Below are 26,285 nucleotides of genomic sequence, written 5' to 3' on the forward strand. Positions count from 1 at the left end.
GATGAAGGCGGTGCTGCTCCGGATCGGCGCTCTGCTGATCTCCCTGGTGCTGGCCAGCGTGGTGGTGTTCGCGGTGCTCCGGCTGCTGCCGGGCGACGCTGCGGGCGCCTCCCTCGGCGTCGGTTCCACCACGGATCAGCTGGAGTCGTTGCGCAGCGAGCTGGGCACCGACCAGCCGGTGCCGGTGCAGTACGCCCACTGGGTGGGCGACCTGGTCCGCGGCGATCTGGGGGACTCCTTCACCTCCCGCCAGCCCGTCGCGGACCTGATCGCCGCCAAGCTCCCGATCACGGTGCCGCTCAGCCTGTCCGCCTTCGTGCTGGCGGTGCTGATCTCGGTCCCGCTCGGGGTGATCGCCGCGGTGTACCGCCGCGGGCCGGTGGGGGTGATCGTGTCCGCGATCAGCCAGCTCGGGGTGGCGGTGCCGGTGTTCTGGGTCGGAGTGCTGCTGGCCCTGGTCTTCGCGCTGAAGCTCGGCTGGCTGCCCTCCGGTGGCTTCCCGCGCCAGGGCTGGGACGACCCGGCCGGGGCGATCCGGTCGCTGACCCTGCCGGTGATCACGGTGGCGATCGCGATGTCGGCGGTGATGGTGCGCTACGTCCGGTCGGCGACCCTCGATGTCCTGGACCAGGACTACCTGCGGACCGCCCGGTCGTTGGGCTTCTCCCGGTGGCAGGCGCTGCGTCGACACGGGCTGCGGAACGCCGCGGTGCCGGTGGTGTCGATCCTCGGCATCGAACTGGCGACCTCGCTGCTGGGGGCGGTGGTGATCGAGAACGTCTTTGCGCTGCCCGGCCTGGGCACCCTGCTGCTCACCTCGGTCACCGGTCGGGACCTGCCGGTGGTGCAGGCCCTGGTCCTGGCGTTGACCGCCGTGGTGCTGCTGATGAACACCCTGGTGGACGTGGTGCAGCGGATGATCGATCCCCGGCTGCGACGGGCGGGGGTGTCGGCATGAGCGTGGACGTCACCGCCCCGGTGGGTGCCGTCGCGGCGGCTCCGGTCGCGCGTCCGCGTCGGTGGTCACCGTCGTTGATCGCCGGGATCGTGCTGGTCGGTCTGGTCGCCGTGGTCGGCCTGGTCTCCCGGTTCTGGACCCCGTACGCGCTGGACGACACCAGCAGCGGCACCCGGCTCGGCGGACCGACGGCGAGTCACTGGGCCGGCACCGACCGGCTCGGCCGCGACCTGTTCAGCCAGATCATGGTCGGCGCCGGGAACGCTCTGGTGGTGGCGGTCGCCTCGATGCTGATCGCCGGAGTGCTCGGGGTGCTGGTCGGCGTGCTGGCCGGTGCCACCCGCAGGTGGGTGGACGTCGCGCTGCTGTCCGTCGTCGACCTGCTGATCGCCTTCCCGACCCTGCTGTTGGCCATGCTGATCGTCACGGTGCGCGGCGCCTCGCTGTCGTCGGCGATCTGGGCCATCGGCATCGCGGGCTCGGCGGTGATCGCGCGGGTGACCCGGGTGAATGTCGCCCGGGTGTTGCGCGAGGACTACATCACCGCCGCACACGCCGCCGGCACCGGTTGGTGGGGCACGGTCACCCGGCACGTGGTGCCGAACATCGCCCCGACCTTGCTGGTGCAGCTGATGCTGCTCGGCGGTTCCGCGGTGCTGGCCGAGGCGTCGCTGTCCTACCTCGGCCTCGGTGCGCCGCCGCCGAACGCCTCTTGGGGCCGCCTGCTGCACGAGGCCCAGTCCACGATGACGGTCCAGCCGTGGGGGGCGATCCTGCCCGGCCTGGCGATCGTGATCGCGGTGCTCGGCCTGAACCTGCTCGGTGACGGCATCCGGGAACGCACCGACCCGAGCCTGCGAGGTGATCGGTGATGGACCTGCTGGACCTGCACGACCTGACGGTGACCACCTCCACCGGACGCACCCTGCTGGACCGGGTGTCCTGGTCGCTGCCCACCGGTGGCCGCCTGGGCGTGGTCGGCGAGTCCGGCTCCGGGAAGTCGCTCACCGCCGCCGCGATCCTGGGCCTGTTGCCCGACGGGATGACCGCCACCGGACAGGTGCTGCTCGACGGCACCGACCTGCTCGCCCTGCCCGAACGTCGGCTGCGCCCGATCCGGGGCGGGCAGATCGCGATGGTCTTCCAGGAGCCGCTGACCGCACTCGACCCGCTGATGACCGTGGGCCGACAGATCGCCGGACCGCTGCGACTGCACCGCGGCCTGCGCGGGTCGGCCGCCGCCGCCGAGACCGTGCGGCTCGCCCGGTTGGTGCGCCTGGACGACACCGACCGGATCCTCGACTCCTACCCGTGGCAGCTCTCCGGCGGGCAACGACAGCGGGTCGCCCTCGCGATGGCCCTGGCCTGCGAGCCCCGGATCCTGATCGCCGACGAGCCGACCACGGCGCTGGACGTGACCGCGCAGGCCGAGGTGCTGGACCTGCTGGACGACCTGGTGGACCGCACCGGGGTCAGCCTGGTGTTCGTCTCGCACGACCTGCCGGTGGTGGCCCGGGTGGCCCGCGATCTGGTGGTGATGCGCGACGGCCGGGTGGTCGAGCACGCCCCGGTCGCCACCGCGCTGACCCACGCCGACCACCCGTACACCCGGGAACTGGTCGCCGCCGCGCGCGCCGGACAGCTGCCCCGTCAGGAGACCCGATGACCACCCCCGTGCTCGCGACCGACCAGGTCACCCGCAGCTTCGGTGCCACCCGAGCCCTGGACGGGGTCACCCTGCGCGTCGAGTCGGGCCGTTCGGTCGGGATCGTCGGCGAGTCCGGCTCCGGCAAGTCGACCCTGCTGCGGCTGCTCCTCGGCCTGGACTCCCCGACCTCCGGCACCGTCACCTTCCGCGGCGAGCAGCTCGACCGCCGCGACCGCGGGCTGCTGCGGCGGCTGCGCCGGGACGTGCAGGTGGTCTTCCAGGACCCGCGCTCGTCGCTGGACCCGCGGATGTCGGTCGGCGCCGCGGTGGCCGAGCCGCTGCGGTCGCTGAAGATCCCCGGCGATCACCGCGCCCGGGTGGTCGAGGTGCTGGCGGCGGTCGGCCTGGACCCGGAGGTCGCCGGCCGGTACCCGGCACAGTTCTCCGGCGGCCAGCGCCAACGGATCGCCATCGCCCGGGCACTGGCCCCCTCCCCCAGCGTGCTGATCGCCGACGAACCCGTCAGCGCCCTGGACTTGTCGGTGCGGGCCCAGGTGGTGAGCCTGCTCGACCGGCTGCGAGCCGAGCAGGGACTCACCCTGGTGCTGGTCAGCCACGACATCGGCATCGTCGGGCGACTGTGCGAGGAGACGGTGGTGCTGCACCACGGCCGGGTCGTCGAGCAGGGTCCGACCGCCCAGGTGCTGGCCGACCCCGCCGAGGCGTACACCCGGCGGCTGCTGGACGCGGTGCCCCGGCTGGACTGACTACTCGTCGGACCCGGTCGGCTTGGTGAACGCGGCATGCATCGCCGCCTTCGCCTTGTCCGGCAGCACCGCCGCGGCCGCCGACTGCATCCGGGTCTTCAGCGACCGGGTGGTGACCTCCGCGTCCCCGGCCATCAACCCGTCGAACGCCTGGTCCGCCACCGACCGGGGGTCGTCCTTCGGCCCCTGGCCCACCGGGGTGTCGGTCATGTCCGCCCGCTGGAAGAACTCGGTGTCGGTCGGCCCGGGCAACAGCGAGGTGACCGTGACGCCGGTGTCCTTCAGCTCGTGCCGCAGCGCCTGGGCGAAGGACTGCACGAAGGACTTCGACGCCGCATAGGTGGCGTAGTACGGGCCGGGCATCAGCGCCGCGGTGGAGGCGGTGAACAACACGCGACCCGCACCCCGGTCCGCCATCGCGGGCAGCAGTGCCTTCGCGAGCCGCACGGTGCCGGTCACGTCCAGGTCGATCACCGCCAGGTCGCCGTCCAGCGGTGTCTCGATGAACGGACCGCCCTGACCGGTGCCCGCGTTCAGCGCCAGGGCGTCGACCGGCCGTCCCGTTCCGGCGATCTCCTGCACCAGTCCGTCGACACCCTCGGCGGTGGCCAGGTCCGCGCGGACCGCCCGCACCGCGGTGCCCTCGGCCGACAGGGCGTCCCCTGCCACGGCGATATCGGCGCCGTCGGCGCAGATCAGCAGATCGAAGCCCTCCCTGGCGAAGCGGTGCGCCAGCTCCAGCCCGATGCCGGAGGACGCGCCGGTGACGACGGCGAGCGGGCGCAGGGCGGTCTGGTCGGACGGTGCGGACATCGCGGTGGCCTCTCGGTGCAGCGGCGGGCGCGGGTCTCGACCCAGTTCGACGCTAGGCGCGGGGTGGCGGGCCTGCCACTGGGGCAGTGCCACCCCGTCGCGTCATCCCCGCTTCGGCTTCGGCTCCGGGATCGGCGCCTCCCCCGATGCCCGCTGGGCCCGCTGCCACGCCCGCGCCTCGTCCTGGCGGGCCGCCTCCGCGCCGGAGGCGATCTCTGCGCGGACGTGCTCGGGTCGGTACCCGAAGGCGTCCACCAGGTCCTGGGCGTGCGGCCGGAGCCGGAGCAGCAGCCGCTCGATGTAGGAGGTGACGGTCCGGGCACGACCGGCGGAGAGTCGGCCGTTCAGCAGGTACCAGGCCAGGTGCCGTTCGATCACGGTGAGGCCGTAGAGGTCGCGCAGCCAGGTCAGCACCTGCCGGGTGTCGGCGTCGGTGACCTGGTCCAGACCGCGGGTGAACGCCTCCCAGTAGAGGAGTTCGGCGTGCGCCCGGGCCGCTTCGATCATCTCGTGCTGGTGGGCGTCGAACAGGGCGGCGGCGACCTCGGGGGCGGCGCGGCGGGCCGGGCGGAGCGCCTGGGCGAGTTCGGCGATCATGGTGTGCGCCCGGTCGGCCAGCAGGGCGCGCTGGGTGTGCGGGTCGCGGAGCTGACCGGCGGAGCGGCGCGCGTCCCCGGCGTCGACCAGGGTCTGCACGGCCCGGGCCAGGGGCATCCGGTGCAGGGCGGCGTCGGTGACCTTCTCGGCCATCAGGCGGGCGATCACCGCGGGGTCACCGCCGACCGTGCGCGCGTAGTTGGTCAGCAGCCGCTTGCCCACCAGCTGGTAGAGCACGGTGTTGTCGCCCTCGAAGGTGACGTACACGTCCAGGTCGGCGCGCAGCGAGGTGAGCCGGTTCTGGGTCAGGAACCCGGAGCCACCACAGGCCTCGCGGCATGCCTGCAGGGTGTCCAGGGCGAACCAGGTCGAGGTCGGCTTGAGCGCGGCGGCCAGCGTCTCCAGCTCCTCCCGGCCGTCGTCGGTGTCGTTGCGCCCGGAGAACACGTCGTCGAAGGCCGCCAACAGGTGCTCGTGCGCGAACCCGGCGGCGTAGGTCTCGGCGATCAGCGGCAGCAGTCGACGGCGGTGCTGGCCGTAGTCGAGCAGCACCACCTCGTCGGTGGCCTTCGCCCCGGGGAACTGACGGCGCTGGTTGCCGTAGGTGACGGCGATCTGCAGGCCGATCCGGGCCGCGTTCACCGCCGCACCGTCCAGCGACACCCGGCCCTGGACCAGGGTGCCGAGCATGGTGAAGAACCGGCGGCCGGGGCTGGCGATCGGCGAGGTGTAGGTCCCATCGGCGGCGACCTGGCCGTAACGGTCGAGCAGGTCACGGCGCGGCACCCGCACGTGGTCGAACCAGAGGCGGCCGTTGTCGATGCCGTTCAGGCCGCCCTTGAGGCCGTCGTCCTCGCCGCCGATCCCGGGCAGGAACTCACCGGTCGCGGCGTCCCGGATCGGCAGGTGGAAGGCGTGCACCCCGTGGTTGATCCCGTCCGTGATCAACTGCGCGAAGACCACCGCCGCGGTGCCGTGCTGGCCGGCGTTGCCCAGGTAGTCCTTCCACGCGGCCCGGAACGGGGTGTGGATGACGAATTCCTCGGTGGCCGGGTCGTAGGTCGCGGTGGTGGCGACGCTGGCGACATCCGACCCGTGGCCGGTCTCGGTCATCGCGAACGCGCCGGGCACGTCGACGCTGAGCGCGTCCGGCAGCAGGCGGTCGTGGTGCTCGGTGGTGCCCAGGTGCAGGATCGCCGAGGCGTACAGGCCCCACTGCACCCCGGCCTTGATCTGCAACGACGGGTCGGCGGTGACCAGTTCCTCGAACCGGGCCAGCGACCCGCCGTGGTCCTCCGCACCCCCGAAGCGCTCCGGGAACGCCCGGTGCACATTGCCCTCCCGGGCCAGCGTCCGCAGCTGGTCCAGCACCCGGGCGCGGTGCTCGGGGACCGACTGGCCCTCGATCCGCCAGAACCGCTCCTGGGTGAGCAGGTCGCGGGCGTCCCGGCGCAGGTCCGCGTACCGGCCGAGCAGCACGTCGGTCAGTGCGGCGACGTCGATGCGCGGCTCTGCGGCCTCGGTGTGCTGGCCGGTGCCGGTGGGACGCAGTGTGCGGGTCGGGTCGGTCGACACCGGTGCGGTGGTGGTCATGCGTGCTCCCCTGGGTGGGCGTCGTCGTTGACGCGTGGTGGGTTACTGCGGGGTAGTGGGCTGAGGATGGCTCTCCCGACCGAGCTGCGCGACCGGGCCGGTCCACAGCCAGCGGGTGATCTGGTCGGCGAGCTGGTCCGGGTCCTCGCGGGGCTCGGTGCGCAGCCAGAGTTCGGCGGTCCCGCGCACGAATCCGACCGCTCCGGCCGCCCACAGCCGGTTGCCGCCCCCGGCCGCGGTGATCAGGTCGGTGATCGAGTCGACCACATGCTCCGACGACCCGTCCCGGGTGACGAAGGTGTAGACGCTCGGCGAGGACTCGATCATCGCCAGGTAGGTGCCAACCATCGCCCGGAGCGCGGCGCGCGGACCGTCGGCGGTCTGCGCGGCGTCGACCAGCGCGGCCCGGATGTCGGCGACGACCTCCTCGGCCACGGCCAGCTGCACACCGGTCTTGTCGACGAAGTAGCGGTAGACGATCGACTTGGAGGTCCCGGCGGCGGCGGCGATGTCGTCCATCGAGACGTCCGGACCGTGGTGGTGCACCACCTTGCGGGCGGCGCGGGCCAGCTCGGTGCGGCGCGCCTCGCGGTGGTCGTCCCACCGGGTGGAGCGACCGTCGGCGGTCTGGCTGATCGAACTCACGGAACGCACGGTATCAGGTACTCTGAGTTTCGGACATCGGTTCAAGGGGCTAACGTCCCGGTTCCAGGCACATCGACGACGATGCGGAGCAGTTCCATGCCAGAGAAGTCGCAGACCACCCGGGCAGTGATCCTGGGCGGCAACCGGATTCCGTTCGCCCGGGCCGGTGGCGCCTACGCCCGGTCCAGCAATCAGGACATGTTCACCGCAGCCCTCAATGGCCTGGTCGCCCGCTTCGGGTTGCAGGGCGAGCGCCTCGGCGAGGTGGTCGGCGGCGCGGTGATCAAGCACAGCCGCGACTTCAACCTGATCCGGGAGTCGGTGCTCGGCTCACCGCTGTCCGCCCAGACCCCGGCCTACGACCTGCAACAGGCCTGCGCCACCGGGTTGGAGGCCGTGATCGCGGTGTCCAACAAGATCCGGCTCGGCCAGATCGAGTCGGCCGTCGCCGGTGGGGTCGATTCCTCCTCCGACGTGCCGGTCACCGTCAGCGAAGGACTACGGCACACCCTGCTCGCGCTGAACCGGGCCAAGACCCTCCAACAACGACTCAAGGCCGCGAGCGCCTTCCGGCCCGGCGACCTCACCCCGTCCTTCCCCGGCGTCGCCGAACCGCGCACCGGCCTGTCCATGGGCGAGCACCAGGCGTTGACCACCGCGCAGTGGGGCATCACCCGTGAGCAGCAGGACGAGATCGCCCTGGCCAGCCACCAGCGACTCGCCGCCGCCTGGGAGGCCGGGTTCTTCGACGACCTGGTCACCGGCTACCGAGGACTGACCCGGGACCAGAACCTGCGCCCCGACACGTCGATGGAGAAGCTCGGCAAGCTCAAGCCGGTGTTCGGCACCCGGCTCGACACCCCCGCCACGATGACCGCCGGGAACTCCACGCCGTTGACCGACGGCGCCTCCACCGTCCTGCTCGGCAGCGACGACTGGGCGGCGCGGCACGGACTCACGCCGCTGGCGGTGGTGGTCGACGCCGAGACCGCCGCGGTCGACTTCGTGCACGGCGAGGACGGGCTGCTGATGGCCCCCGCCTATGCGGTGCCACGCCTGCTCGCGCGGCAGGGACTCACCCTGGACGACCTGGACCTGATCGAGATCCACGAGGCCTTCGCCGCCACCGTCGCCAGCACCCTGGCCGCCTGGTCGGACAAGGAGTTCTGCGTGAACCGGCTCGGTCTGGACGACGTGCTCGGCACCGTCGACCGGTCGAAGCTCAACGTGCACGGGTCGTCCCTCGCCGCCGGGCACCCGTTCGCCGCCACCGGTGGCCGGATCGTCGCCACCGTCGCCAAGGAGCTGGCCCGCCGCAAGGCCGAGACCGGCCGCACGGCGCGGGCGCTCATCTCGGTCTGCGCAGCCGGCGGACTGGGCGTCGCAGCGATCCTGGAGTCGGCATGAGCACTGACACGTACCTGAGCCTGGTGAACGAGGGCATCACCGGCACGCTCGCCACGAAGCTCGGGCTGCCCCGGCCCACCCCGCTGCGCCGGTTCCGACCGGGGGACGCACTGCTCGACGGACCGGTGCTGGTGCTCGGCGCGGGCGAGGACGCCGACGAACTGGCGCGCTACCTCTCCGGCACCTCCACCGAGCGCGCGGGCTGGGACCTGGACGTGCGCCGCCACCCGGACGACGGCACCCGGTTCGCCGCAGCCGTCCTGGTACTCACCGAGGTCGAGCACCCCCAGGACCTGGCGGGCCCGCTGCTCACCCTGGCGCCGGTGCTGAGGACCCTGGCCCGACACGGCCGGGTCGTCACCGTCTCTCGACCCGCCACGGACGACCAGGCACCCGCCCTCGCCGCCGCCCGCCAGGGCATCGACGGCGTGCTGCGCTCGCTCGCCAAGGAACTGCGCGGCGGTGCCACCGGCAACGGCCTCGTGGTTGCCGACGGGGTGCCGGTCACCGCACCCGCGGTGCTCGGCGGGCTGCGCTTCCTGCTGTCCAGCCGCTCGGCCTACGTCGACGGCCAGCTGCTCGCCATCGACTCCGAGGCCGGATCGCTGCCCGACGACTGGGACCGCCCGCTCGCCGGACGGGTCGCCGTGGTGACCGGTGCCGCCCGCGGGATCGGCGAGTCGATCACCCGGACCCTGGCCCGGGACGGCGCCACCGTCATCGCGGTCGACGTCCCGGCCGCGGGCGAGGCGCTGACCACGGTGGCGAACCGGGTGCGGGGCACCGCCCTGCAGCTGGACGTCACCGCCGACGACGCGGGTGACCGCATCCTTCGGCACGCCCTGGAACGGCACGGCCGCCTCGACATCGTGGTGCACAACGCCGGGATCACCCGGGACAAGCTGCTCGCCAACATGACCCCCGACCGCTGGGAGTCGGTGCTGGCGGTGAACATCGCCGCGCAGCTGCGGATCAACGAGGCCCTGCTGACCAGCGGCGACCTCACCGACGCGCCCCGGATCGTCTCCCTGGCCTCCACCTCCGGCATCGCCGGTAACCGGGGCCAGACCAACTACGCGGCCTCCAAGGGCGGGGTGATCGGCATGGTGCGGGCCACCGCTCCGTTGCTCGCCCCGTTCGGTGGCACGGCAAATGCCGTCGCCCCCGGGTTCATCGAGACCGAGATGACCGCGAAGATGCCGCCGCTGACCCGGCAGATCGCCCGGCGCCTGTCGTCGTTGCAGCAGGGCGGGCAGCCGGTGGATGTCGCCGAGGCGGTCGCGTTCCTCGCCTCCCCGGCCGCCGGTGGTGTGGTCGGCCAGGTGCTGCGGGTCTGCGGTCAGGCGATGGTCGGCCGATGACCGTCGTCACCCTGCCTGCCGTGCCGGGCCTGGCCGGGCTCTATGCCCGGGGTGCCACCCGGCGTGCTGGTGGCACGGCGCTGCCCGACGTCGAGTACCGGGTCACCGGGGTCCTGGCCGACCCGGACCGACTCACCGCCTACCAGCACCTGCTCGGCGAGCCGGCCGCCGACCAGCTGCCCGCCGGGTTCGTGCACGTGCTGGCCTTTCCGGTCGCCACCGCCCTGATGGCCCGGCCGGACTTCCCGCTGCGACTGCTCGGCATGGTGCACCTCGCCAACCGGGTGACCCAGCGGCGGGCGGTGCAGCTCGGCGAGACGCTGGAGGTGCGGGCGCGGGCGGTGGACCTGCGCGCGCACCACCGGGGGACCCAGGTCGACCTGGTGACGACGGTGCACAGCGTGACCGACCCGGGCGCCGCGGACCCGGCCTGGCGAGGGGTGTCGACCTACCTGGCACCGGGCGTCCACCTACCGGATGCCGACGTGCCCCCGCGCCCCGATCGCGCCGACTTCCATCCCCCGACCCCGACAGCCCGCTGGCGGTACCCGGCCGACCGTGGCCGCCGGTACGCCGCCGTCTCCGGTGACGCCAACCCGATCCACCTCTCCGCACTGAGCGCCAAGGCCTTCGGCTTCCCCCGCGCCATCGCCCACGGGATGGACACCGCCGCCCGCGCCCTCGCCACCGTCGGGTCGGCCCGGGGTGAGGCGTTCAGCTGGACCGTCGAGTTCGCCGCACCCGTCCTGCTGCCGAGCAACCCCACGGTGGCGATCCACCGGGACCAGACCGGTTACGGCTACACCGTGTGGGACGCCAACCGGGGGAAGCTGCACCTGCACGGACGGGTGGACGCTCTGCCATCCGAGTGAGTCGAGTTGCGAGCCTGTGAGGTGCGGCACACCGTGAGGTAGCTGACTTCATGCAGGGGGCATCGATGAGAGCGACACGAGCGACCGGGTACCACCCGTGGTTGCGCCGTGCGCTGCTCACCCTGATCGGCGCGGCCGGGATCATGATCGGCGCGCTGGTGTTCGGCCCCGGCTCCGCCCGGGCCGACGAGCCGGAACCGCCCGCCGGCGGCGTGCTGTCCACGGTGCTGACGCCGGTCGGCGACGCGCTGGGCTCGGTGGTGGGGACGGTGACCGGGGCGCAAGCGCCGGCGGCACCGGCTCCCGCCCCGCCCGCTCCCGTGTCCCCCGCCCCGGCAGCCCCGGCTCCCGCCCCGGGCAGCCCCCGCAGCTCCGGTCCCGGCCAGCCCGGCTCCGGCCACCCCGGCTCCCATTCCGGCCCCGGCCACTCCGGCTCCGGCCAGCCCGGCTCCCGCACCAGCGGCACCAGTTCCTCCCGCGGCACCCAGCCCGGCGGCACCCCCGGTCGGCGGTACGGCCGCGATGCCCGCCGCGGACACCGCTGCCCCGCAGCAGGGAGCGGTGCCGGAGACGACTCCCGGGGCGCCGGACCCGACCTCCCCGCTCGACCCGATCGCGGATGACCTCCTGCACCCGGTCGCCGACGCTCTCGCTCCGGTGACCACACCGATCCTCACCCCGGTGGCGGACGCGCTGGCCCCGCTCACCGAGTCGCTCGCCCCGCCGCTGACCACGATCCTCGGCCCGGTGCTCGACCCGCTGACGCCCGTCCTGCGCCCGGTGACCGCCACCCTGGACCCGGTGCTGGGCGCCCTCGATCCGGTGCTGGGCGCTCTGGATCCGGTGGTGACTCCGCTCGATCCGGTGCTCACCCCGCTGGAACCGGTGCTCCCGCCCCTCGACCCGGTGCTCCCCCCGCGTGAGCACCCCGTGGCCCCATCCCCGGCCCCGCCGACCACGACGCCTGACCCGCACAGCACCGGTCCCGCCGCACAGCCCACCGTCGCGTCGATGCTGCCGCCGAGTGAGCCCGCAACCTTCGCCGACCACGCCCCCGCACGCACCGCGCCCGCGGTCGGTCCGCGCACGGCGGTGACGCCCGTGGTCGAGCCCCGGACCGCGCCGCCCGCCGCCGTCAGCACCGACGACTCCGGTGCCCCGACCGTCCCGGCCGCCCCGGAGGGCACCGCGTCCACCGGCTCCGGCTCCACCAGCACCCAGCGTGGCACCGACTCCGCCGAGCTCACCTCGGCGTCGAGCAGCATCCCGCTGGGCCGTCCCGTCCTCACCGAGGCGCACCGCAGCCTGGCTGCCGCGCCGTTCCTCGACATCCCGAACTCCCCCGCCTGAGTCCGGCGGCCGCCGCAGCGCGGCATCCGCCACCCGCCCGTCCTCGGGCATCCGACTCAGACGAAGGGCACGACCATGCACACCATCATCCGGCGAGCGCTGCACACGGCGCTCCTGACCGGCGGCCTGATCGCCGTCGGCACGGCAGTCGCTCAGGCAGACCCCGGCGACACCGACCCGACCACCGGCATCTCCGTCGACCTCGCCGTCGGCATCGGCGACACCCCGATCCTGGACGTCCCGGTCGACGTGCCGATCACCGTCACCGACGTCGCGGTCGGCATCGGCGGGGACGGCGCCACCACGGCTCCGGCAGCCCCCGCCACTCCGGCTCCGGCACCGGCAGCACCGGCTCCCGCACCCGCGGCCGAGCCCGCACCCCTGGTGCAGGTCCCGGTGAGCGTCCCGGTCACCGTCTCCGATGTCGCGGTCGGGGTCCTCGGCGACAGCACGGTCACCGCGCCCGCCGACCCAGCACCAGCAGCACCGGCAGCACCGGCAGCACCGGCAGCACCGGCCGAGCCGACCGGCAGCGACGAGACCCTGGTCTCCGCACCGGTCACGGTGCCGGTGAACGTCTCGGGCATCGCCGCGGGGGTGCTCGGCGAGGGCACCATCACCGCGACCGAAGGCTCCACGCCGGAGGTCGCCACCGATCCCGCCGGCGACACCAACGCGGACGGCACCCTGGTCGCCGCACCGATCACCGCGCCGGTGACCGTCTCCGGCGTGGCCGCGGGAGTCCTGGGCGACGGCACGATCACCTCGACTGACGCCGGACAGGGCGCACCCGCGACGCCCACCGGTGAGGGAGTGGTGTCGGCACCCGTGACTGCCCCGGTGCAGGTCTCCGGGATCGCCGCCGGAGTCCTCGGCAGCGGGACCATCACCGGCCCGGAGGCATCCGCACCGACCACTCCTGCGGCCAGCCCCACCGACAACTCCGACAACCCCGCGGTCGCCGCGCCGATCACCGCTCCGGTGAACCTCAGCACGGTGGCGGTCGGCATCCTCGGTGACGGCACCATCACCTCCACCGGGACCTCCCAGCCCGCCACCAGCACCCCCGCGCCGTCCTCGGACGACGCGGCGGTGAGCGCCCCGATCACCGCACCGGTCACCGTCGGCACCCTCGCCGTCGGTGTCCTCGGCGACGGGACGATCACCTCGACCGGCGGGCAGCAGCAGGGCGCCCCGGCGCCCACCACCGGCACCGGTGTGATCGACCTGCCGGTGACCGTGCCGGTGGAGCTGGGCACGATCGCGGTCGGCGTCCTCGGGGACGGCACGATCACCGAGGTCGGTTCGTCGCCGACCCCCGGTGGTGGCACCCCGACGACCCCCGGTGACGGCGGCACCCCGGGCGAGGACGACCCGACCGCCCCCGGCGGCGAGCCGGGCACCGACCCGACCACTCCGGGCACCGACCCCACCGTCGTCACCGGCGGCGGCGTCGACGGTGCGGTCGACCCCACCGTCAGCACCGTCAGCACTGTCAGCACCGTCAGCACTGGCGGGCTGACCTCGACCCTGGGTGCCGACGCGATCAGCTCGGCGCTGCTGGCTTCGGAGGCGATGCGACCCGCCGCCCTCGCCACCACCGGCGGGCACGACGTGCCGATGGCGCTGCTCGCCCTGGCACTGCTGGCGTCCGGCGTGCTGCTGCGTCGGACGGGCAGCGCCTCCCTCCGGTGACCGTGGTCGGCCGACCGACACCCTCGGTCGGCCGACCACCCACGACTCCCGTGGCCAGGACCGCGGGACGCATGCCCCACCCGGTGGCGCTCGTCAGGGGGTCGAGCACCACCGGGTGTGGGCGCGCCGTGCCACAGTGAGCGGCATGGCCACTCCGACGGATGCACTCGACCCCTGGTTCGGCTCCCTGGAGCCGGAGGCCGACCTGGATCGGATGCTGCTGGACGGTGCTGACCTGGTCGGCGCCGACGGCGAAGGCGCCCGGCTGGTCGAGTGTCTGCTGCGGGGCTGCGACCTCGACGGGGCGATCCTGGACCACGCCCACCTGATCGACACCACCCTGACCGAGTGCCGGGCCGGGACGGTCCGTGCACGCTCGGCCACCTGGCGGGACGTGACGGTCGAGGGGTGCCGGTTCGGCGCGCTGGAGGTCTTCGGATCGGCGTGGGACCGGGTGACGATCCGCGGCGGCAAGATCGACTACCTCAATCTCCGGGACGCCACGGTGCGCGAGCTGCGGTTGGTCGACTGCACGATCGGCGACCTCGACCTGGCCGGGGCGACCGTGCGCGCGCTGCGCACCGAGGGATGTCAGGTCCGTCGGCTGGACGTCACCCGGGCACAGCTGCGGGACGCCGACCTGCGCGGCGCGGAGCTGCAGGCGCTCGACGGCACCGCCGGACTGCGGGGGGCGACGATCAGCCCCGAGCAGTTGTACGACCTGGCCGGAGCGCTGGCCGACCACCTCGGAGTCGTGGTGGATCGCTAGGCCCACCCGAGCCCGCCGGTCCGACCACCAGCAGCGCGTCGTGCGCTAGTCCTCCACCACCGGCCCGCACCCCGCGGCGGCGGTGGCCGCGAGCGCGTCGATCCCGTGCACCCCGGGTCGCGGGTCGTCCTCCACCGCCCAGCAGCCGTCCACCACGGCGTACCTGGCCCGCGGTCCCTCGGTGGTCCAGGCGTGCAGGGCGTCGATCAGCCGGTCCACCGCCTCCACCGGGGTGCCGACCCCGACGGATGCCCGCAGCGCACCGCCGGTGACGCCGAGCCGAGCCAGCAGGGGGTGTGCGCAGAACCGGCCGTCCCGCACGCCGATTCCCCACTCGGCGGACAGGTAGGCCGCCACCAGTCCCGGATCGTCCTCCCCGACAGTGAAGGAGACGACCCCCACCGGGTCAACGGAGTCGGGCCACAGCCGCAGCACCCGGACCCCCGCGATCCCCGACAGCCCGTCGGTCAGCCGCTCGCGCAGCGCGTGCTCGTGGGCGACCAGCGCCCCGGCCGGCAGCGCGGCCAGTTCCTCGCAGGCGGCGGCCAGCGCCACCGCACCGAGCACATTCGGCGACCCCGCCTCGTGCCGCGCCGGGGCGGGCTGCCACAGTGTGCGGTCGGTGCGCACGTCCCGGACGGCGCCGCCCCCGGCCAGGTACGGCCTGCCCTGGTCCAGCCAGTCCCGGCGACCGACCAGCGCACCGGCGCCGAAGGGGGCGTAGGTCTTGTGACCGGAGAACGCCACGTAGTCGACGCCGGAGTCGACGAGGGAGAACGGACGGTGCGGGACGAGCTGCGCGCCGTCGATCAGCAGACGCGCCCCGGCCTCATGGGTGAGCGCGACCAGCTCGGCCAGCGGCAGGCTCTCCCCGGTGACGTTCGACGCACCCGTGACGGTGACCAGCGCGTAGGGGGTGCGGGCCAGTTCCTCCCGCAGCAGCTCGAGCGTGGCGGCGGCGGTCGGGCCGCTGGTCAGCACCGTCGCGCGCCGGTCGTCGCCGCCGGTCGTCTGCACCCAGGGCAGCAGGTTGGCGTGGTGCTCGCAGTCCAGGACCAGCACCGCGCCCGGCACGCACCCGGCCAGCAGGTTGAGCGCGTCGGTGGTGTTCCGCACGATCACCGCCACGTCCTCGTCCCGGGCGCCGACGAACCGGGCGATCGTCTGCCGCGACGTCTCGTACAGCGCGGTGGACACCTGGGACAGGTACCCGGCACCGCGGTGCACCGAGGCGTACAGCGGCAGCACCTCGGTCACCCGGGCGGCCACCGACTCCAGAGCGGGGGCGGACGCCGCGTAGTCGAGGTTGGCGTACGGCACGGTGCGGCCGTCGACCAGCGGGACCGGGGTGTCACCCCCGACCACCGGCAGCAGGACGTCGACCCGGTTCAGGGTGGGTGTGGACATGGTGGACCTCCGACAGGTGGAGGGTCGCCGACATGACCCGGCGGACCCCGCGCTTGCTCAGCACCGGACGGTGCTGGGCCAGGTCGTCACCCGGGGCACCCCGCCGCGGAGGGAGGGTTGCCGGCCAGCAAGCCGGGGCTACGCGCTGGCACTCATGACCTGCGCCCACGATGAACCGGCGGTTCGGGATCCGTCAAGAGCTGCTCACAGTGCGGTCGGTCCTGGCATCGACGGCCCCGGCTGACTATGGTCGCCGCACACCATCCAGAGCGGCCGAGAGATCTGGCTCGACGACGCCGCAGCAACCCAGGCCACACCGGCCCAGGGTGCTACCGCCAGGACCGATGGAGGAGCGATGACCGAAGCACCCCTGCCCTACCGCCTGCTCACCGGACCGGACGACCGGTCGTTCTGCGAGCGGGTCAGCGCCGCGCTGGCCGAGGGCTATCAGCTGTACGGCAGCCCGACCGCGACCTACGACGGCGACCGGGTGATCGTCGCGCAGGCAGTGATCCTGCCGACCGCCCCCGAGCCGACGGTGCGTCCGCTGTGAGCGCCGGATACGCGGGTGATCTGACCCCCCAGCAGACCTGGGAGCTGCTCGCCGACGACCCGACAGCCCTGCTGGTCGACGTCCGCACCGAGGGCGAGTGGCGCAGCATCGGCGTGCCCGACCTGGACGGTCGGGTGGGCTTCGTGGAGTGGGTCGACGGACAGGGTCGACCGAACCCCGACTTCCTGGCGCAGCTGGCGGAGCTGGGTGTCACCGACGGCCGTCCGGTGGTCTTCCTCTGCCGATCCGGCGTGCGCTCCGTCGCCGCGGCGACCACCGCCACCGCCGCCGGGATCGGTCCGTCGTACAACGTGCTGACCGGCTTCGAGGGCGATGTCGGGCCGGACGGGGCCCGCGGACACTGGGGCTGGCGGGCCGAAGGCCTGCCCTGGCGGTCGCTGTGACGGCGGCGGGGCCCGGCGACTGGCAGGACGGCACCCTCCCCCGGGACACCCTGCGGCCGGACACCCTGGCGGTGCGGGGCGGCACGGTGCGGAGCGGCTTCCACGAGACCTCCGAGGCGCTGTTCCTGACCCAGGGCTACGTCTACGACCGCGCCGCCGATGCCGAGGCGGCCTTCGCCGGGGAGTCGGATCGCTTCCTGTACTCCCGCTACGGCAACCCGACGGTGAGCACCTTCGAGGAACGTCTGCGCCTGATCGAGGGTGCCGAGGCCTGCTACGCCACCGCCTCCGGGATGAGCGCGGTGTTCACGGCGCTCGCGGCCCTGGTCGGCAGCGGTTCCCGGATCGTGGCCGCCCGGGCGCTGTTCGGGTCGTCGGTGGTGATCTTCGACGAGATCCTCGCGAAGTGGGGCGTGCGCACCGACTACGTCGACGGCCACGTGCCGGAGCAGTGGGAACAGGCGCTCGCCACCCCGGCTGACGTGGTGTTCTTCGAGACGCCGTCCAATCCGATGCAGGACCTGGTGGACATCGCCCGGGTCAGTGCGCTGGCCCACGCCGCCGGTGCGGTCGTGGTGGTCGACAACGTGTTCGCCACCCCGGTGCTGTCCCGGCCGCTGCTGTTCGGCGCGGATGTGGTCGTCTACTCGGCGACCAAGCACATCGACGGGCAAGGCCGGGTGCTCGGCGGCGCGATCCTGGGCAGCGACGACTTCGTGCACGGGCCGGTGCAGACCCTGATCCGCAACACCGGGCCGTCGCTCAGCCCGTTCAACGCCTGGGTGCTGCTCAAGGGCCTGGAGACGCTGTCCCTGCGGGTGCGGCACCAGACCGCCTCCGCGCTGACCGTCGCCACCTGGCTGGAACAGCACCCGGCGGTGGCCCAGGTCCGCTACCCCTATCTGCCCTCGCACCCGCAGCACGCCCTGGCGCTGACCCAGCAGGACGGCGGCGGCACCGTGGCGACCTTCACCCTGCACCAGGAATCGAAGGAGTCGACGTTCCGGGTGCTGGACCGGCTCCGGGTGATCGACATCTCGAACAACCTCGGTGACGCGAAGTCGATGGTCACGCATCCGGCGACCACCACCCATCGCAAGCTCGGCGCCGCCGGACGAGCGGCGGTCGGGATCGGGGAGTCCACCATCCGACTGTCGGTCGGGTTGGAGGACCCGCAGGACCTGATCGACGACCTGGCCCAGGCGCTCGACGACTGACCGGCCGGGGACCTGGGTGCGCAGGGCACCTACCGACCGGCCGGGGACCTGGGTGCGCCCTCGACCCGCGGCCCGGAAGCCGCATGCCCCTGCGTCGGCCTGGTCGACCCCGGCTCGACTCTGCGACCGCGCAGATCACGCGACCAGTCGGCGCAGCTCCGTCTCCACCCAGGCACCCTCGGTCAGCGGGTGCAGCACCAGGCCGTCCACCCCCGTCCGCTCCGCCAGCTCGCGCAGCTCGGCCAGCAGCAGATCGGCGGTGGTGACGACGCGGGTCGCGGCCGGTGACCAGGTCAGGCCGGTGAGCGCGTCCAGGTACTCCAGGTCGGCACGCTTGCGCCGGGCTGCCCGCTCGTCCACGGCCAGCACCACGTCCAGGTCGAGCAGCAGGGTCACCTGGTGCCGCTGCCGACCGGCCGCGGCGATGCCCTGAGCTGCCAGGTCGACCCAGGAGGTCAGCTCGGCGACAGTGGACAGGTCGGCGGAGAACGCCAACCGGATCACGTCGGCCCGAGCGGCGGCGATCAGCAGCTCGGCGCTGTCGCCCGGTCGGTGTTCGATCCCGGCGCCGGCCGGTGCGTGCAGGGCGATCGTCGGGGTCGGGGTGGGCACGACCGAGAGCGCCGGGCGGGACGGGGCGAGCGCGATGTGGTCAAGAACGGGCTGAGCCATGGGAGGTGTCCTCGGGTGAGGCGGGTGCGCACGGGGCCGTCCGGCCGCACGCGCGCAGGGGTCATCGCGTCAGCGACAACACACCCGGCTCAGGAACACCCCCGCACCGTACCCACGGCCCGGACCACCGCACCACTACCCGTCCACATCCCGGACCTGCCCTGCTCTTCCGCATCGAGATGACAGAAGACGCCGCAGGGCCGGCCGTCAAGCGTCGACGACTGTCATCTCGATGACGGGGCTTCGCGGTCGCGAGCGGGTGGCTCGGGGCGGGTCAGGAGACCAGCGCGCGCAGCACCGAGGTGAAGAAGCGGAGACCGTCGACGCCCGGACCGAAGCCCGGCTCGACCGCGTGCTCGGGGTGCGGCATCAGACCGACCACGTTCCCGGCGGCGTTCGTGATCCCGGCGATCCCGCGGCGCGAGCCGTTCGGGTTGTGGTCGGCGTAGCGGAACACCACGCGGCCCTCGCCCTCCAGCTCGTCCAGGGTGCGCTCGTCGGCGACGTACTGGCCGTCCTGGTTCTTGAGCGGGATGGTGATCCGCTCCCCCGCGGTGTACTCCCGGGTCCAGGCGGTGTCGGCGTTCTCCACCGTCAGCACTTGCTCCCGGCAGACGAAGTGCAGGTGGTCGTTCTTGATCATCGACCCGGGCAGCAGGTGCGCCTCGGTCAGCACCTGGAAGCCATTGCAGATGCCGAGCACCGGCAGGCCCCGGCCGGCGGCCTCGACGACCTCGCCCATCACCGGCGCGAACCGGCTGATCGCCCCGGCCCGCAGGTAGTCCCCGTAGGAGAAGCCACCCGGCAGCACGACCGCGTCCACGCCGTGCAGGTCCGCGTCGGCGTGCCAGAGCGACACCGGCTCGGCACCGGCCAGCCGGACGGCGCGCGCGGCGTCCCGGTCGTCCAGGGTGCCGGGGAAGGTGACGACACCGATGGTCGCCATCAGGCGAGGCCCTCGGAGACGATCGTTCCGGCAGCATCTGCCTCGTAGTCGGCGACCCGGACCACGTCCTCGATCACCGGGTTGGACAGCACCTGCTCGGCGGCCTCGGCGGCGGCGGCGAGCACCTCGGGGGTGACCGGGCCCTCGACCTCCAGCTCGAACCGCTTGCCCTGTCGGACGGCGGTGAACTGGCCGAATCCCAGCCGGGGCAGTGCACCTGCCACCGCCTTGCCCTGCGGGTCGAGGATCTCCGGCTTGGGCATCACATCGACGACGACTCGTCCCACAGGTACTCCCTGGTTCGCGGCGGTGGAGCGTTGCGGTGCCAGGATACCGATCGCCAGGACCCCTAGGGGAGCCGCACGATGCCGAGGCCCGCCGGTGCGTCGCCGGACAGGTAGCGGTGCAGCACGTCGTTGCCCGGTGCCCGCAGGTCCAGCGACCACCCGGCGACCACCAGCAGCCACCCACGGTCGAGGACCGCGTCCAGCCAGAGCTCGTCGTGCGGGGCGACCGCCAAGGCGTCCTCGCCGGTCCACAGCGTCGCCCAGTGGTCGGCGGCGGTGACGTCGGCGCGCTCCGGATCCAGGGTGGGCAGCGCGCCCGACTCGTCCAGTCCGAGGTCGGCGATCGCCCGGGACAGCTCCGCGACCGCCCGTGGCTCCTGACTGGTCGGGTGCAGCACCCAGACCGCGACGGGTCGTCCGTCACGGGGATGGAATCCGACCGCCGTCCGTCCCGCGATCAGGCGGGCGGTGGGCCGGTCATGGCGATGGCGCAGCACAGTGCTCTCGACGCTAGGCAGTCCGACGTCCGCGCGTGGCGGGTCGATGGGTGGCAGCACCCAGCCTGGACCGGGTGAAACGGCTCGCCGCGGACGAACGTCCCGCGGGAGGGGTCGGTGCGCCGTCCCTGGCACCGTGATGCCACGGATTCACCCGCGGGAGCCCGCAGCGGTCCCGATCGGCCGACCGATGGGAATGCCATGGTCACCGGTATGTCCACCACCGCACCCCTGAGGGGCGTCCCCTCCCCGTGCGTCGCGCACCCGCACGCGGGGCTGGTGCATCGCGACGGCCAGTGCCGCTGCTTCGTCGGCGGCCCGGCCCCCGAGCACGAACCGGAACGGGTCCTGACCTTCGCGTCCTGAGCCACCCATCCGCTCTCCGGACCGCTCCGAACCCTCCTCGACCGACATCCGAGGAACGATTCGAGGAGCGACGATGCGACTTCGCAGCAAGGGCACCGGCTACGCCGTGGCCGTCATGGCCACCGGCCTCACCCTGACCCTCGGCGCCTGCTCCGGCGGCGACGACGGCATGAACTCCAGCGCGAGCAGCCCCTCCAGCTCGTCCACCATGGACCACAACAGCATGGACATGGCCACCGACCCCGGCGTCGACCCGGTCAGCACCGGCGACCCGTTCGCCGACGCCCGGACCGCGGCGGCCCACATGCCGGAGACCGCGCTGACCCTGGCGACCGGACTGGCCAAGGCCACCGACACCGCGGGCGAGGTCGACTCCGACGCCGCCACCCTGCGCGCCAACCTGACCGCCATGCTCCAGGAGCACGTCTACCTGACCGGCATCGGGGTGGCCACCGCCTACACCGCCGGTCCGGACTCGGCCGAGTTCGCGGCCGCCAAGACCGCCCTGGACGGCAACACCCAGGACCTGACCGACGCGATCGGCACCCTGGCCGGTGACGACGCGGCCCAGCAGTTCGACCAGGTCTGGACCGATCACGTCGGCTACTTCGTCGACTACGCGGTGGCCAAGAAGTCCGGTGACCAGGCGGCCGCCGACGCCGCCCAGGCCAACTTGACCCAGTACACCCAGGACGCCGGCGCGTTCTTCGAGCAGATCAGCAACGGTGAACTCCCCGCCGCTGCCGTGACCGAGGCGCTGGGGATGCACGTGTCCACCATGTCCGCGGCGATCGACGCCCTGGCCGCCGGTGACCCGACCGCCTCCGACACCCTGCGCGCTGCCGCCGAGCACGTCGGGATGGACGCCGGCACCATCGCCACCGGACTCGCGAAGGCCACCGACCTGGCCGGCGACCCGATGGACGATGCCTCCACCCTGCGGTCGAACCTGACCGCGCTGCTGCAGGAGCACGTCTACCTGGCAGCCTTCGCGGTGTTCAACGCCTACACCGCCGACGGCGGGGTCGAGTCCCCGGCGTTCACCGCGGCCGCGGCCACCCTGGACGCCAACTCGGTCGCCCTCTCCGACGCCGTGACCTCGCTGGCCGGCGCCGACAACGGCGCGGCCTTCCTGGAGCTGTGGCGTCAGCACATCGGGTTCTTCGTCGACTACGCGGTGGCGGACGCCACCATGGACGAGGACGCCCGCCAGCAGGCGCTGCTGGACCTGGACGGCTACCGCCCGCAGGCCGGTGCGTTCTTCGAGAAGGTCAGCGGTGGCGAGCTGCCGGCCGACGAGATCGCCGCTGGACTGGGCATGCACGTGTCGACCCTGGCCGGAGCGATCGACTCGCTCGCGAAGGCCCTGGTCGGCTGACGAGCTGTGGCGCCGGTCCTCTCCCACGCGCTGGCCGGCGCCACACCCCGGGGTCCGGGTGCGGGTGTCTGCGACACTGTCGCGGTGCCCGTACCCGGACCTCACACCCTCGCCGACGACACCCTCGACCGGGTCGCCGCCGGTGACCAGGACGCCTTCACCGCGCTGTACGACGCGCTGGCCCCGGCAGTCCACGGAACCGCCCTCGCCGTGCTCCGCGATCCGGACCACGCCGCCGAGGTGACCCAGGAGGTCATGGTGGAGATCTGGCGCACCGCCGACCGCTACGACCGACGTCTCGGCTCGCCCCGCACCTGGGCCACCACCATGGCGCACCGCCGGGCGATCGACCGGGTCCGTTCCGTCCAGTCCCAGCGCACCCGCGATCAGGCCGCACTGGACCGGGATCGACCGATCGACTACGACCACGTCAGCGAGCAGGTCGAGGGCCGGCTGGAGGCCGAACGTCTCCGGCACTGCATGGACGGCCTCACCGACACCCAGCGCGAATCCGTGACGCTCGCCTACTACGGCGGACTCAGCTACCGCGAGGTGGCCGAGGACCTGGGTGCCGCACTCCCCACCATCAAGAGCCGCATCCGCGACGGACTGATCCGCCTGCGTGACTGCCTGGGCGTGACCCGATGACCGAGGACAGCATGAGCCACCACGACCCGCACGATCTGCTCGCCGCCTGGGCGATCGACGCCGTCGACCCCGACGAGCGTGCCGCGGTCGAGCGTGCCATCGCCGAGGACCCCGCGCTCGCCGAGGAGGCCGCCGGGTTCCTGGCCACCGCCGCCGTGCTCGGTGCAGCCCGAGCCGTCACGCCGCCGACCCAGGTCCGCGACCGCGTGCTCGCCGCGATCCGCACTGACGCGACGACCACTCAGGCAGCTGCCACCCACCTGCCCGCCGCCTCCCCTGGCACCCGCTCCCCCCGTGGCCGCGACGGCGCGACCCGGCCCGGCAGCACCCGGCCCGGCACCGCACGCTCCGACGCCACCGGCCCCGGGTCGCGGCGCGGTCTCAGCCGCCGTCTGCGCACGGTCCTGGTCGCCGCGGTGCTCGCGGTGGCGATTGCCCTGCCCTCGGTGTCCGCCTGGCAGCAGCACCAGCGCGCGGTCCAGGCCGAGGCGCGCGCCGACCGGATCACCGCCCTGCTGGCCAGCCCCGACGCGCAGCTGCTCTCCGGCGACCTCAGCTCCGGCGGCACCGCCACCGCGGTGGTCACCGCCGACGCCGCCCTGGTCACCGCCGAGGGGGTGTCCGACCCGGGCGACGGCAAGGTCTACCAGCTCTGGGTGATGCGCGACGGGGTGCCGGTGCCGGATGCGACCACCGGGGTCAGCGGCGACGCCTTCCAGATCGACACCACCGCCTACCGGGCCGGTGATGGGCTGGCGCTGACCGTGGAGCCGACCGGTGGGTCGCAGGCACCGACCACCGATCCGCTGCTCGTGCTGGCGCCCACCGTCTGAGCCGACCTCAGAACGTGAGGTCGTGGCCGGTCAGGCGCCGGTAGGCCTCCCGGTACCGGTCACGGGTGCGCTCGACCACCGCGGCCGGCAGCTCCGGCGGCACGCCATCGCCGCCCCGGTCCCAGCCGGACTCGGCCGAGGTGAGCCAGTCCCGGACGAACTGCTTGTCGAAGCTCGGCTGGGCCTGCCCCGGCTGCCACTGGTCGGCGGGCCAGAACCGGGAGGAGTCCGGGGTCAGCACCTCGTCGCCCAGCGCGACCGCACCGGTGGTCGGGTCGATGCCGAACTCCAGCTTGGTGTCGGCCAGGATCACCCCGCGGTCGCGGGCGATCGACTCGGCCCGGGCGTACACCGCCAGGGTCAGGTCGCGCAGTTCAGCGGCCCGCGGTGCGCCGATCAGTTCGGCGACCTGGCCCAGCGTGACGTTCTCGTCGTGCTCACCGAGCTCCGCCTTGGTCGCCGGGGTGAAGATCGGCTCGGGCAGCCGGGACCCGTCGACCAGTCCGGGCGGCAGTGCGATCCCGGTGACCACGCCGGATGCCTGGTACTCGGCCAGCCCGGATCCGGTGAGGTAGCCCCGGGCGACGCACTCCACCGGGAACATCTCCAGTCGTCGACAGACCATCGCCCGGCCCAGCACCTCCGCCGGGACGTCCGGCGCCTCGGCACTCACCACGTGGTGCGGCACCAGATCGGCGAGCTGGTCGAACCACCACAGGCTCAGCTGGGTCAGCACGACCCCCTTGCCCGGGATGCCGGGGCTGAGCACGTGGTCGTAGGCGCTCACCCGGTCCGAGGCGACCACCAGCACCACGTCGCCGTGTGCCGCGGTGACCGCCGCTCCCGCCTCCTGGGTGGTGTCCGGCACATACAGGTCGCGGACCTTGCCGGAGTAGGTGTGGGTCCAACCGGGCAGCAGGGGAGCCGTCATACGACCATCCTGCCGGAGAACGTCGCCGCCGTGCGATGCTCGGTGGATGGAGCTCTCCGTCCCCTGGTCGTTGCTGGTGCTGGTCGCCGGGCTGTGGAACCTGCTGGTCTGGCCCCGGTTCGGGCAGCGGATCGCCAAGGACCCGCGCTCGCGGGACGCCGACGGTCGGCCGACCCGGTTCCTCACCGTGCACCTGGTGCTGATCGGCGTCTCGCTGCTGTTCGGCGTCGCCCTGGTGGTACTGGGCGTGCTCGGCCTGGTCTAGCCCGGCCCGCGCCGCCGGACCCGCCCGTTCGTCACACCCGCGCCGCGATGTCCGTCCGGTGGTGCGAGCCGGCCAGGGCGATCCGGTCCACCCCGGCGTAGGCGGCGGTCCGGGCGTCCGCCAGGTCCGCCCCGACACCCACCACCGACAGCACCCGCCCTCCGGCGGAGACCACCGCGTCGCCGTCCTGCCGCGTCCCGGCGTGCAGCACGTGCACCCCGGGCAGCGCCTCCGCCTCGGCCAGCCCGGTGATCGGGTCGCCGGTGCGCGGCGCAGCCGGGTAGTCGTGGGCGGCGACCACCACGGTCACCGCCGCCTCGTCCCGCCACCGCAGCGGCGGCACGGTGTCCAGCGCACCGGTCGCCGCGGCGTGCAGCACCCCGGCCAGCGGGGTCGCGAGCCGGGCCAGCACGACCTGGGTCTCCGGGTCGCCGAACCGGGCGTTGAACTCCACCACCCGGGTGCCCGAGCTGGTCAGCGCGAGGCCGCAGTAGAGCACGCCGACGAACGGGGTGCCGCGCCGGGCCATCTCGTCCACCGTCGGCTGCGCCACCTGCGCGACCACCTCGGCCACCAGTTCCTCAGGGGCCCACGGCAGCGGCGAGTACGCGCCCATCCCCCCGGTGTTCGGCCCGGTGTCCCCGTCGCCCACCCGCTTGAAGTCCTGTGCCGGGACCAGCGGCAGGACCCGGCTGCCGTCGCAGAGCACGAACAACGACACCTCGGGACCGTCCAGGTAGTCCTCGACCACGACCCGGCCGCCGGGCTTGGCCAGGCACTCGGCGGCGTGGGCGTGCGCGGCGTCCCGGTCGTCGGTGACCACGACCCCCTTGCCCGCCGCGAGTCCGTCGTCCTTCACCACGTAGGGCGCCCCGAAGGCATCCAGCGCCGCATCGATCTGCCCGGGCTCGGTCACGACCCGCGGCTCCGCGGTCGGCACCCCGGCGGCGGACATCACGTCCTTGGCGAAGGCCTTCGACCCCTCCAGCTGCGCGGCCGCGGCGCTCGGGCCGAACACCGGGATCCCGGCGGCGCGCACGGCGTCGGAGACCCCGGCCACCAGCGGTGCCTCCGGGCCGACGACGACCAGGTCCGCCCCCAACCGGGTCGCGAGCGCCGCCACCGCCTCGCCGTCCAGCTGGTCGACCGGGTGCAGGGTGGCGACAGCGGCGATGCCCGGGTTCCCGGGTGCCGCGTGCAGCTCGGTGACAGCAGGGTCCTGGGACAGCGAGCGGGCCAGCGCGTGCTCCCGCGCCCCCGTGCCGACGATGAGGATCTTCACGCCGCAGACCCTACCCAGTCCGGTTGCGGCCCCGGCGGCGCGGTCTGAGGATCGAACCAGCGCGGCGCTCACCGTCCTGTGACGGTGGGCGTCGTTTGCTTTCACCCCATCGCGCGGAGGAGTC

The 26,285-nt window shown here is 73.5% G+C and carries 28 protein-coding genes and 2 riboswitches; of the genes, 18 read left to right on the plus strand and 10 right to left on the minus strand.

Annotated features, from left to right (window positions below; all coding sequences use genetic code 11):
• Position 1 precedes the first annotated feature (1 nt).
• From HGK68_RS14055 to HGK68_RS14070, 4 genes are read left to right on the plus strand one after another with little or no spacing between them, the layout of a single operon-like run.
• Positions 2 to 958: an ABC transporter permease gene (locus HGK68_RS14055; protein ID WP_169166525.1), complete on the plus strand. Its 957-nt coding sequence runs from the start codon at positions 2 to 4 to the stop codon at positions 956 to 958.
• Positions 955 to 1,830 carry an ABC transporter permease gene (locus HGK68_RS14060; protein WP_169166526.1) on the plus strand — a complete coding sequence of 292 codons (876 nt, stop codon included), beginning with the start codon at positions 955 to 957 and terminating at the stop codon, positions 1,828 to 1,830. The genes HGK68_RS14055 and HGK68_RS14060 overlap by 4 nt, the downstream gene beginning before the upstream one ends.
• Positions 1,830 to 2,624, plus strand: coding sequence for an ATP-binding cassette domain-containing protein (locus HGK68_RS14065; protein WP_169166527.1), 795 nt, complete (start codon positions 1,830 to 1,832; stop codon positions 2,622 to 2,624). The genes HGK68_RS14060 and HGK68_RS14065 overlap by 1 nt, the downstream gene beginning before the upstream one ends.
• Positions 2,621 to 3,373 carry an ABC transporter ATP-binding protein gene (locus HGK68_RS14070; RefSeq protein ID WP_169166528.1) on the plus strand — a complete coding sequence of 251 codons (753 nt, stop codon included), beginning with the start codon at positions 2,621 to 2,623 and terminating at the stop codon, positions 3,371 to 3,373. Before HGK68_RS14065 ends, HGK68_RS14070 begins: the two co-directional genes overlap by 4 nt.
• Here the strand turns inward: HGK68_RS14070 and HGK68_RS14075 are convergent, their stop codons facing one another.
• The 3 genes from HGK68_RS14075 to HGK68_RS14085 form a co-directional block, all read right to left on the minus strand.
• Positions 3,374 to 4,186: an SDR family NAD(P)-dependent oxidoreductase gene (locus HGK68_RS14075; RefSeq protein WP_169166529.1), complete on the minus strand. Its 813-nt coding sequence runs from the start codon at positions 4,184 to 4,186 to the stop codon at positions 3,374 to 3,376. It lies immediately after the preceding gene.
• Between the two features lie 102 nt (positions 4,187 to 4,288).
• Positions 4,289 to 6,376: an acyl-CoA dehydrogenase family protein gene (locus HGK68_RS14080; protein ID WP_169166530.1), complete on the minus strand. Its 2,088-nt coding sequence runs from the start codon at positions 6,374 to 6,376 to the stop codon at positions 4,289 to 4,291.
• A 42-nt stretch (positions 6,377 to 6,418) separates the two neighbouring features.
• Positions 6,419 to 7,021 carry a TetR/AcrR family transcriptional regulator gene (locus HGK68_RS14085; RefSeq protein ID WP_343036918.1) on the minus strand — a complete coding sequence of 201 codons (603 nt, stop codon included), beginning with the start codon at positions 7,019 to 7,021 and terminating at the stop codon, positions 6,419 to 6,421.
• A 96-nt stretch (positions 7,022 to 7,117) separates the two neighbouring features.
• On the opposite strand from HGK68_RS14085, the gene HGK68_RS14090 reads away from it, so the two are divergent.
• The 7 genes from HGK68_RS14090 to HGK68_RS14120 all read left to right on the plus strand — a co-directional run bounded on the left by HGK68_RS14090 (position 7,118) and on the right by HGK68_RS14120 (position 14,475).
• Positions 7,118 to 8,428: an acetyl-CoA C-acetyltransferase gene (locus HGK68_RS14090; protein WP_343036919.1), complete on the plus strand. Its 1,311-nt coding sequence runs from the start codon at positions 7,118 to 7,120 to the stop codon at positions 8,426 to 8,428.
• Positions 8,425 to 9,789 carry a 3-oxoacyl-ACP reductase gene (locus HGK68_RS14095; RefSeq protein ID WP_169166532.1) on the plus strand — a complete coding sequence of 455 codons (1,365 nt, stop codon included), beginning with the start codon at positions 8,425 to 8,427 and terminating at the stop codon, positions 9,787 to 9,789. The genes HGK68_RS14090 and HGK68_RS14095 overlap by 4 nt, the downstream gene beginning before the upstream one ends.
• The gene (locus HGK68_RS14100) at positions 9,786 to 10,661 is read left to right on the plus strand and encodes a MaoC/PaaZ C-terminal domain-containing protein (RefSeq protein ID WP_169166533.1); all 876 of its coding nucleotides are present in this window, start codon (positions 9,786 to 9,788) and stop codon (positions 10,659 to 10,661) included. The genes HGK68_RS14095 and HGK68_RS14100 overlap by 4 nt, the downstream gene beginning before the upstream one ends.
• 65 nt (positions 10,662 to 10,726) lie before the next feature.
• Positions 10,727 to 11,284, plus strand: coding sequence for a hypothetical protein (locus HGK68_RS15975; RefSeq protein ID WP_206155757.1), 558 nt, complete (start codon positions 10,727 to 10,729; stop codon positions 11,282 to 11,284).
• 34 nt (positions 11,285 to 11,318) lie between these two features.
• Positions 11,319 to 12,011: a hypothetical protein gene (locus HGK68_RS14110; RefSeq protein WP_169164115.1), complete on the plus strand. Its 693-nt coding sequence runs from the start codon at positions 11,319 to 11,321 to the stop codon at positions 12,009 to 12,011.
• A 75-nt stretch (positions 12,012 to 12,086) separates the two neighbouring features.
• Positions 12,087 to 13,706 (plus strand): hypothetical protein, encoded by a 1,620-nt coding sequence (locus HGK68_RS15980; RefSeq protein WP_206155758.1) that lies wholly within the window; start codon positions 12,087 to 12,089, stop codon positions 13,704 to 13,706.
• Positions 13,707 to 13,851: 145 nt separating this feature from the next.
• Complete coding sequence (locus tag HGK68_RS14120; RefSeq protein WP_169166534.1) at positions 13,852 to 14,475, plus strand: pentapeptide repeat-containing protein; 624 nt, start codon at positions 13,852 to 13,854, stop codon at positions 14,473 to 14,475.
• A gap of 45 nt (positions 14,476 to 14,520) precedes the next feature.
• Here the strand turns inward: HGK68_RS14120 and HGK68_RS14125 are convergent, their stop codons facing one another.
• Positions 14,521 to 15,882: an aminotransferase class V-fold PLP-dependent enzyme gene (locus HGK68_RS14125; RefSeq protein WP_169166535.1), complete on the minus strand. Its 1,362-nt coding sequence runs from the start codon at positions 15,880 to 15,882 to the stop codon at positions 14,521 to 14,523.
• Between the two features lie 44 nt (positions 15,883 to 15,926).
• Positions 15,927 to 16,042, minus strand: a riboswitch (SAM riboswitch).
• Positions 16,043 to 16,139: 97 nt separating this feature from the next.
• A riboswitch (SAM riboswitch) is annotated at positions 16,140 to 16,233 on the plus strand.
• Between the two features lie 4 nt (positions 16,234 to 16,237).
• Here HGK68_RS14125 and HGK68_RS14130 point away from each other — a divergent pair.
• The 3 genes from HGK68_RS14130 to HGK68_RS14140 are packed head-to-tail and all read left to right on the plus strand — an operon-like array spanning position 16,238 to position 18,056.
• Positions 16,238 to 16,435: a DUF1737 domain-containing protein gene (locus HGK68_RS14130; protein ID WP_169166536.1), complete on the plus strand. Its 198-nt coding sequence runs from the start codon at positions 16,238 to 16,240 to the stop codon at positions 16,433 to 16,435.
• A complete protein-coding gene (locus HGK68_RS14135; RefSeq protein WP_169166537.1) occupies positions 16,432 to 16,839 on the plus strand; it encodes a rhodanese-like domain-containing protein in 408 nt (135 codons plus the stop codon). Before HGK68_RS14130 ends, HGK68_RS14135 begins: the two co-directional genes overlap by 4 nt.
• Positions 16,836 to 18,056, plus strand: a complete 1,221-nt coding sequence (locus HGK68_RS14140; RefSeq protein ID WP_246260399.1) for an O-succinylhomoserine sulfhydrylase — start codon at positions 16,836 to 16,838, stop codon at positions 18,054 to 18,056. The genes HGK68_RS14135 and HGK68_RS14140 overlap by 4 nt, the downstream gene beginning before the upstream one ends.
• A gap of 135 nt (positions 18,057 to 18,191) precedes the next feature.
• Here HGK68_RS14140 and HGK68_RS14145 read toward each other — a convergent pair whose 3' ends face one another.
• From HGK68_RS14145 to HGK68_RS14160, 4 genes are all read right to left on the minus strand, one after another.
• Positions 18,192 to 18,728, minus strand: coding sequence for a hypothetical protein (locus HGK68_RS14145; RefSeq protein WP_169166538.1), 537 nt, complete (start codon positions 18,726 to 18,728; stop codon positions 18,192 to 18,194).
• Between the two features lie 274 nt (positions 18,729 to 19,002).
• On the minus strand, positions 19,003 to 19,674 hold the full coding sequence (gene purQ, locus HGK68_RS14150; protein ID WP_169166539.1) for a phosphoribosylformylglycinamidine synthase subunit PurQ: 672 nt from the start codon (positions 19,672 to 19,674) through the stop codon (positions 19,003 to 19,005).
• Entirely contained in the window at positions 19,674 to 19,961 is a 288-nt protein-coding gene (purS, locus tag HGK68_RS14155; RefSeq protein WP_169166540.1) for a phosphoribosylformylglycinamidine synthase subunit PurS, read from the minus strand. Before purS ends, purQ begins: the two co-directional genes overlap by 1 nt.
• 62 nt (positions 19,962 to 20,023) lie before the next feature.
• Complete coding sequence (locus HGK68_RS14160; RefSeq protein ID WP_169166541.1) at positions 20,024 to 20,458, minus strand: hypothetical protein; 435 nt, start codon at positions 20,456 to 20,458, stop codon at positions 20,024 to 20,026.
• A gap of 439 nt (positions 20,459 to 20,897) precedes the next feature.
• Between HGK68_RS14160 and HGK68_RS14165 the strand changes: the two genes are divergently transcribed.
• The 3 genes from HGK68_RS14165 (at position 20,898) to HGK68_RS14175 (ending at position 23,683) form a co-directional block, all read left to right on the plus strand.
• Positions 20,898 to 22,202 carry a hypothetical protein gene (locus HGK68_RS14165; RefSeq protein WP_169166542.1) on the plus strand — a complete coding sequence of 435 codons (1,305 nt, stop codon included), beginning with the start codon at positions 20,898 to 20,900 and terminating at the stop codon, positions 22,200 to 22,202.
• Between the two features lie 84 nt (positions 22,203 to 22,286).
• On the plus strand, positions 22,287 to 22,850 hold the full coding sequence (gene sigK / locus HGK68_RS14170) for an ECF RNA polymerase sigma factor SigK (protein WP_169166543.1): 564 nt from the start codon (positions 22,287 to 22,289) through the stop codon (positions 22,848 to 22,850).
• Positions 22,847 to 23,683, plus strand: a complete 837-nt coding sequence (locus tag HGK68_RS14175; RefSeq protein WP_169166544.1) for an anti-sigma factor — start codon at positions 22,847 to 22,849, stop codon at positions 23,681 to 23,683. The genes sigK and HGK68_RS14175 overlap by 4 nt, the downstream gene beginning before the upstream one ends.
• Before the next feature lie 7 nt (positions 23,684 to 23,690).
• On the opposite strand, the gene HGK68_RS14180 is transcribed toward HGK68_RS14175, so the two are convergent.
• Positions 23,691 to 24,614 carry a phosphoribosylaminoimidazolesuccinocarboxamide synthase gene (locus HGK68_RS14180; RefSeq protein WP_169166545.1) on the minus strand — a complete coding sequence of 308 codons (924 nt, stop codon included), beginning with the start codon at positions 24,612 to 24,614 and terminating at the stop codon, positions 23,691 to 23,693.
• 46 nt (positions 24,615 to 24,660) lie between these two features.
• On the opposite strand from HGK68_RS14180, the gene HGK68_RS14185 reads away from it, so the two are divergent.
• On the plus strand, positions 24,661 to 24,879 hold the full coding sequence (locus tag HGK68_RS14185; protein ID WP_169166546.1) for an SCO4848 family membrane protein: 219 nt from the start codon (positions 24,661 to 24,663) through the stop codon (positions 24,877 to 24,879).
• A gap of 31 nt (positions 24,880 to 24,910) precedes the next feature.
• On the opposite strand, the gene purD is transcribed toward HGK68_RS14185, so the two are convergent.
• Positions 24,911 to 26,161 carry a phosphoribosylamine--glycine ligase gene (gene purD, locus HGK68_RS14190; protein WP_169166547.1) on the minus strand — a complete coding sequence of 417 codons (1,251 nt, stop codon included), beginning with the start codon at positions 26,159 to 26,161 and terminating at the stop codon, positions 24,911 to 24,913.
• Positions 26,162 to 26,285: the final 124 nt, after the last annotated feature.

This window comes from Cellulomonas taurus (assembly GCF_012931845.1).
Lineage (GTDB): Bacteria > Actinomycetota > Actinomycetes > Actinomycetales > Cellulomonadaceae > Cellulomonas > Cellulomonas taurus.

Excerpts from the sequence above, each read along its gene's own strand:
- purQ (WP_169166539.1), bottom strand. The coding sequence starts at position 19,674 with ATGGCGACCATCGGTGTCGTCACCTTCCCCGGCACCCTGGACGACCGG.
- HGK68_RS14070 (WP_169166528.1), top strand. The coding sequence starts at position 2,621 with ATGACCACCCCCGTGCTCGCGACCGACCAGGTCACCCGCAGCTTCGGT.
- HGK68_RS14185 (WP_169166546.1), top strand. The coding sequence starts at position 24,661 with ATGGAGCTCTCCGTCCCCTGGTCGTTGCTGGTGCTGGTCGCCGGGCTG.
- HGK68_RS14175 (WP_169166544.1), top strand. The coding sequence starts at position 22,847 with ATGACCGAGGACAGCATGAGCCACCACGACCCGCACGATCTGCTCGCC.
- HGK68_RS14060 (WP_169166526.1), top strand. The coding sequence starts at position 955 with ATGAGCGTGGACGTCACCGCCCCGGTGGGTGCCGTCGCGGCGGCTCCG.
- HGK68_RS15980 (WP_206155758.1), top strand. The coding sequence starts at position 12,087 with ATGCACACCATCATCCGGCGAGCGCTGCACACGGCGCTCCTGACCGGC.
- HGK68_RS15975 (WP_206155757.1), top strand. The coding sequence starts at position 10,727 with ATGAGAGCGACACGAGCGACCGGGTACCACCCGTGGTTGCGCCGTGCG.
- HGK68_RS14130 (WP_169166536.1), top strand. The coding sequence starts at position 16,238 with ATGACCGAAGCACCCCTGCCCTACCGCCTGCTCACCGGACCGGACGAC.
- HGK68_RS14080 (WP_169166530.1), bottom strand. The coding sequence starts at position 6,376 with ATGACCACCACCGCACCGGTGTCGACCGACCCGACCCGCACACTGCGT.
- HGK68_RS14145 (WP_169166538.1), bottom strand. The coding sequence starts at position 18,728 with ATGGCTCAGCCCGTTCTTGACCACATCGCGCTCGCCCCGTCCCGCCCG.
- HGK68_RS14090 (WP_343036919.1), top strand. The coding sequence starts at position 7,118 with ATGCCAGAGAAGTCGCAGACCACCCGGGCAGTGATCCTGGGCGGCAAC.
- HGK68_RS14075 (WP_169166529.1), bottom strand. The coding sequence starts at position 4,186 with ATGTCCGCACCGTCCGACCAGACCGCCCTGCGCCCGCTCGCCGTCGTC.
- HGK68_RS14055 (WP_169166525.1), top strand. The coding sequence starts at position 2 with ATGAAGGCGGTGCTGCTCCGGATCGGCGCTCTGCTGATCTCCCTGGTG.
- HGK68_RS14180 (WP_169166545.1), bottom strand. The coding sequence starts at position 24,614 with ATGACGGCTCCCCTGCTGCCCGGTTGGACCCACACCTACTCCGGCAAG.
- HGK68_RS14125 (WP_169166535.1), bottom strand. The coding sequence starts at position 15,882 with ATGTCCACACCCACCCTGAACCGGGTCGACGTCCTGCTGCCGGTGGTC.
- HGK68_RS14065 (WP_169166527.1), top strand. The coding sequence starts at position 1,830 with ATGGACCTGCTGGACCTGCACGACCTGACGGTGACCACCTCCACCGGA.
- HGK68_RS14095 (WP_169166532.1), top strand. The coding sequence starts at position 8,425 with ATGAGCACTGACACGTACCTGAGCCTGGTGAACGAGGGCATCACCGGC.
- HGK68_RS14100 (WP_169166533.1), top strand. The coding sequence starts at position 9,786 with ATGACCGTCGTCACCCTGCCTGCCGTGCCGGGCCTGGCCGGGCTCTAT.
- HGK68_RS14120 (WP_169166534.1), top strand. The coding sequence starts at position 13,852 with ATGGCCACTCCGACGGATGCACTCGACCCCTGGTTCGGCTCCCTGGAG.
- HGK68_RS14165 (WP_169166542.1), top strand. The coding sequence starts at position 20,898 with ATGCGACTTCGCAGCAAGGGCACCGGCTACGCCGTGGCCGTCATGGCC.